The 5,794-nt window shown below is 36.2% G+C and carries 3 protein-coding genes; all 3 read right to left on the reverse strand.

All coding sequences use genetic code 11. The annotated features are described in order from the left end of the window. Positions 1–472: 472 nt before the first annotated feature. Positions 473–1,411 (reverse strand): abortive infection family protein, encoded by a 939-nt coding sequence (locus ACFIMM_RS00965; protein WP_375682763.1) that lies wholly within the window; start codon positions 1,409–1,411, stop codon positions 473–475. Positions 1,412–2,816: 1,405 nt separating this feature from the next. Continuing rightward, a complete protein-coding gene (locus ACFIMM_RS00970) occupies positions 2,817–4,181 on the reverse strand; it encodes an MFS transporter (protein WP_375682764.1) in 1,365 nt (454 codons plus the stop codon). Between the two features lie 586 nt (positions 4,182–4,767). Next, positions 4,768–5,115: a hypothetical protein gene (locus tag ACFIMM_RS00975; protein ID WP_375681544.1), complete on the reverse strand. Its 348-nt coding sequence runs from the start codon at positions 5,113–5,115 to the stop codon at positions 4,768–4,770. Positions 5,116–5,794: the final 679 nt, after the last annotated feature.

Below are 5,794 nucleotides of genomic sequence, written 5' to 3' on the forward strand. Positions count from 1 at the left end.
CTTATTATAAAATTAAGTAGGGTAGGGGAAGAACGTATAGGTACGTAATTTACGCGCATAAAGGCTTTGTAGGAATTAAATCTAAGCTCAGATTTTCTCTCTTTACGGAGTTAAGACTTGTGTTTTTATCATAATGACTAGCTTCTCCATCATAATATTTCTGCACGAGAGCTTTCCAAAAATAGTACACCAGCTAGTTTGTTCTTAAAAAAATAATCAAGGCAATACTTTTGCACCATCCTCATTCGCCATCCTTAAGGGCGGCTTTTGCATTTACAGAAATTGCCACTGACTTTAGAAGCGGAGCCTAGAAACGCGGGGAAAAGGAGAACTATAGGGTGGTGTGATTACTCATTCTGTCATGCTATAGAAATATTTGGTTTTGTAGGGTAGAAGCAGCCACTCCCCTTTAATGCTTTTTAGGCATTAAAAATGGCACGAGAAAATGCTGGTAGTCGTGATATGTTTTTTATTATGGCTGATCCATGAGCTCTAAAATATAAATTGAGAGGGAATGGGCGGCATTAAAAGTTAAACGCGCATGGCGAGGCTTGAGATTGATTAGTTCAAAATCCTTTTCTGAGCGGCCGTGCGCTGCACCTTTCTTGTTTCTTAACTTTATAGTACCGCGCACAATTTGATACAGACCGGATGCGATCATTTTTAAGTCATTTTCATCTAGATCTTGATTTTTTAAGTTTTCTTGCTTCATATCTTCGGGATGGATCTTAGCTTTCTTAACGACTTCTTCCCATAAAGCGGGCAGATTATTACGGGCGTTTTCTGCATATGGGATAGAATGGTGGTCGAGATAAGCTTTGCAAGAGGCTTCCAACAGATTTGCTGCAAATAGAACTGCCTCCCTTGGATCTTTTTCTATATTTTCTAATGCTCTATTTATTTCGATTTCTACTGCTGAAAGTTCTTTCTCTGCAATACGTTTTTGTAGCTCTTCCATCGAGAGGAGACCAGCTTTTTGCAATTCTTGTGTGAAGGTCACCTCATTCTTGATAATATATCCTCCACGCTGATATTCTAATCCATCTTTCTTTAACGTTTCTAAAATTTTACGTTGATCTTCTTTAAGCTCTTGTAGCATTTGGTCTTCTGGTATGTCTTGAAATATGAATCCGACTAACTTATGAAACTCGCTGTCCAAAAAATCACCAAGCAGGGGACCAAGGACTTCAAGCGGTTCATTGCATTTTACATTGATTGTATCTAGTCGTTTCTTAATCGTGACTTCTTTATCATCACTTAGGTACTCATGAGGAGCAGATGGTGTATAAAAGAATAAGGCATCCAAATTCTCTGGCCAATAGTACTTTGGTAATATTTGAGAGAGTGCCCTAATTGTTGCAGGAGGGATTTTGTTTTTCTGAGATATTGTTTGCGGAGACGATAATTGCATTTTGTATCTTTGTAATATCAAAAAGTGGTATGTTGAGTGGTTTTTAGAATATGATTTTATTGCCTGACCTTGCTTAGAAAGTCGCGCAACAATTTTGTGGCTTATATAAGATTTGTGAAAGAGAAATGCCATATTGTGTTTTAATTTTTTTCTCCTTTCATTGTTATAACAGTGAAGCAGTGAAGGGGGTGAATAATGCGTGATAATTGGAAAAATATAGAATGAGAACAGAAGTATAATTTTGTATTATCGTAACTGCAATAGCATTCTTTATTGGCAGATTGTTTATTGGAGAGAAGGAAGCAGGCAATGCGCATAATCCCTGAAAGGAAGGTTTTGTGACAAGAATTTCAATAATGGCATGTTACTAAATGTTGTGTGTGTTCTTTGCTTGTCAGAAAAAGTAGATGGCGCTCTTTATTTGCATAACCGGTATAGAGTAATGCGGGAGGCTAGTTTAAAATCTCGTTTATTCCGTTAAAGCTTACTGTTTTCTATAAAAAGACTGTTTTCATGATATCCGCTGTTAATCTCGCGTATTTGGTAGAGATGAAAATATAAACGTTTATCGTGTCTGTAAGGGAGCTTGAAGCAATGAAGTTATGTGTAAAAGAGTTCTGAAAAGCTTCTTTTGTCCGTAAAACTTATAAGGAAAATTTAAAGGCAGGAAAATGTTAGAGAAATCTAAGAGTACGCTGTGAAAATCAAGAAACAGTCTTTTTAGAGATGGTTTGCTGTCTGTCATCGTGCTTCATGATTTTCAATGTTTTTAAAATTTCTTTCTCAATGAGAGAGGGCTTTTTTATTAAAGCGGGGGAGATTTGTTATGACAGTTAACAATGAAATGGAGAGAAGATGCTGCTTTACCAGCTGTTTTTGTCGCTTCAGTTTCATTTGAACCTATTGCGGTTACGGAAGCATAGTGATTCAATGACTTTGAAAAGGGGCGAATAACATTATCAAGTTTGCAATACAGTGCGATTTTTCACATCGCGGTGTGTGGTAAAAGATGATTAGCATTTATAGGGGCGTGCGCGGGGGCGGGTTCTATATTCTATGCTGGGTCGGTAGGGCGTCTGTTAGCGCATTTATGGGACTATTCCGCATTGAAATGCGTGCTTAATTTCGTGGATCTTTGCAAAGGTCTGATCAGAAAATCCCATATTTCAAGAGGTTTTTAGAGGGATTTAAAAGCACAGAGGTATCATAAAATTACAAACACCGTACGTTGCTGGAGGTGATCAATTTTAGAGCTTAAGGAGCTTATCGGTTTAGTGTTTTTTCATAAAAATGATGAAGGCTGTGGTCAAGGTCTCAGTGTGTTGGTTTCTCGAAAAGTGGTAAATGCTGTATGATTTTATATGCCATTGCCAATGTTATGGATAGGGAGTTCAAATAAAGCATATCATAAATCAAAATTCTTCTCTTTACGCGATAAGAGGAGGGCTAGGCAAAACAGTAAAAATGCAGCGATAGAGAATATGAAGAATACGATATATGTTTGGTTTAAGGACAGGTATTCTTCTGTCTGAGAATGGATCAAAAAGCCAGCGAATATACCCCCTAAGGCACCACCTATTTGCTGTAATATGCGTGTGATAACGGCTGTATCTTTGACGTATAAACTGTTGACATATTGGATGGGGGCGGAAAGGCAGACAATGGTGGTGATGCCAAGTCCTATGCCTCTTAGCAAGAATCCCAGTCCATCCATGCTTATATTATAGCCGAAGCATAATAACCCAAAGCTTGATATCACTAAACCAATTCCTATCATGAAAAAGGGAGATTTTTCTTTCCATTTTTGGTAAATAAATTTCCTGCCAATCCACGCACCCACTCCTTGCAGAGCAAGGAGGGCACCGATGATGAGAAGGCTCTTTTCATAGTTTCCTCCCATGGCAACGGCTAGTGGGAAATAAACGAGGAAGCTATAAAAAAGAAATGAAGCAACGAGCCCCATGATCATGAGCAATGTATAGCGCGCATTTTGAAATCCGCTAAAGACGATTAATTTGTTTTTTGCTTTCTGATTAGAAACAATGAATAATATGAGAGATATCACGGCTATAAGCGCTAGGATAAAGAGGGTGTTGTGGTTATTGATATTTCTGGCTTCTGTGAGATAAAAAAACGAAAGAAGGGAGATGGAAAACGCTAAAAAAGCAAATAAGTTAAATTTTGTTTTTGTTGTTTCGTTGCTCTTTAAATGTTTAGCTCCAAGAGTGAGTGCCAATAAAATAAGCGGAATATTGATAAAAAATAACAAACGCCAAGACACATACTGAGCAAGCGAGGCGCCTACCAGCGGACCAAAGGCAGGAGCGAAAACTGTTGGTACGGCTATGGTGCCCATGGCTTGGCGCACTCGTGTCTGTCCAAATTGTAAGGCAATGATGGTTTGGCTAAGGGGCAGCAAAAGACCGGTCCCAAAACCTTGAACGATACGGGCAGATATAATAGTTGGAAAATTATAGCTTAATCCTACCCCCAGTGATCCAAGCATAAAAATGAAGCTTGCAAGAAGCCAAGTGCTTTTGATACCTATTCTTCCTTGCACAAAAGCGGCCATTAGCAGCCCTGGAACGGTGGCGAGAAAATAGGATGTTATAACCCATTGTATATTATTTTCTCCGACTGAAAAATAATGCGCAAGGTTAGGAAGGATGACATTGACAATGCTCCCGTCCAGCAGAGGAAGTATGCTGGAAATAATGACGGTATATATGACATACCTTTCTGTTTTTGTATAGGAATCTCTCTTTTGCATTATTATGCCCCCTGTTGATATTCTTTAAAATATTGTCCCCGCCCCATTCCCAGACTTTTAAAAATTAACATGTGTTTGTGATGGCTGTGGTTTTGATATTGGGATAAATGTGATTGGGAGCGCTGATGGTCCCCTTGTATACAATCCCTCTTCCTCCAAAATAAAACCATCGGTTAAGTTGATCTTAATGAGTTTATCGAGGAGTCTGTTTACTGTCAATTCACTCTGTATGAGAGCAAAAGCAGAACCTACACGAGACGTGCATGCCTGCTCCATTTGCATTTATTATTTAACATGGAAAATGTTAAAATCTTTATAAATCAAATTATTGACTTAAAAATCCAATGTTTGTTTATAGATCATTTTTTATGCTTAAATGATTGTTTGGGTGTCAAATGTATTCTCAATAGCTTATAATTTTCTTTTCTTAAATGTGCAGCCTTTTCTGGAAAATGTTCAACAATCTCTTGATTGTTTAATAAAAATTAAAATCGGTTATAAGGAAGGGCTTGTAAATTATAGAGTAGGAAAAAGGTGCATTTTATAAACAATAGGGGAGGGTTGTTTCCATAGCCAAAACATTTTTTCAAGTTGTTATGGTATCTTTTTGAAGTGCTTGATCGATAAAAGTTTGATAATTATCAGAAACAATATATTGGGTATTTTCTCCCAAAGCTTTGAAATGTTCATGACCGCAATGGATTTTTGCTTTTTCCAGAACGCGCAACATGTCTTCGAAAATACTTCTTTTGCTTTCCACAACAAAATACAGTTTTTCTTGCCCATTTTGCTCGAATAATACAGTCCAATCGGGAGTATATGATCCAAGAGATGTATCAATTTTAAACCATTTAGGCAGTTTCGCATAAACTTTAATCTTATCGTTTTTTTCAAATGATTGTGCAAAATTGAACTCAATATCTGAATCATAAATACATGATCATAAGTTGATTTATCAGTTTTTGTCATATTCTTTTATAAAACAATTTGCTTTTATATTTATTAAAATGCATTTTCTATTTTATTTTTTCATATAATTAGCCAATGAAGTTTTTGCTCTAATATCGCAATTTGTAAAAGACTATTTTGGTCATTCAATATGAAACTTTTTATGTCGGTTTCTTGTATTGAAAGCAATGGTACGATTTTTGATATCTGTATAAAATATTTACAAAAAAAAATTTAATAACGCATGATTATAGAATTTTGTTCTTTGTTTGAAGCATGTACAGTTAAACCATTGTTTATTCATAGATTTTATGTTCATTATTTATTTGATACATTTAATCTAGAATGTAAATTTTGTTCGTATCCTCAAACTAAAATACTGGTATTGAAGTGGTGAGAGTGTTGCTTTGTTGAGAATAGATAATTTGGTAGGTTGGTATTCCCTTTGTATCAGAGAATTCAACTTATTCTCTCATATTGTGTGTGGATGAAATGTTAACCGCATAATGCTCCCTCTTACATGAGATGTAAGATTGATATGTTTTCCACATTGAGAAAAGTTGTTGATCGTAGAGAAATATTTTTTTGCGAAATTCGTTTGGCTTAAATGGAAAAAATAGAGCAAGAGTCGCATATTTGTTATGCTGTAATGGCATATATATATA

The sequence above is a fragment of the Bartonella sp. AP258QHHD genome, from assembly GCF_042196145.1.
In the GTDB taxonomy this organism is placed as follows: domain Bacteria; phylum Pseudomonadota; class Alphaproteobacteria; order Rhizobiales; family Rhizobiaceae; genus Bartonella.

Excerpts from the sequence above, each read along its gene's own strand:
- ACFIMM_RS00965 (WP_375682763.1), bottom strand. The coding sequence starts at position 1,411 with ATGCAATTATCGTCTCCGCAAACAATATCTCAGAAAAACAAAATCCCT.
- ACFIMM_RS00970 (WP_375682764.1), bottom strand. The coding sequence starts at position 4,181 with ATGCAAAAGAGAGATTCCTATACAAAAACAGAAAGGTATGTCATATAT.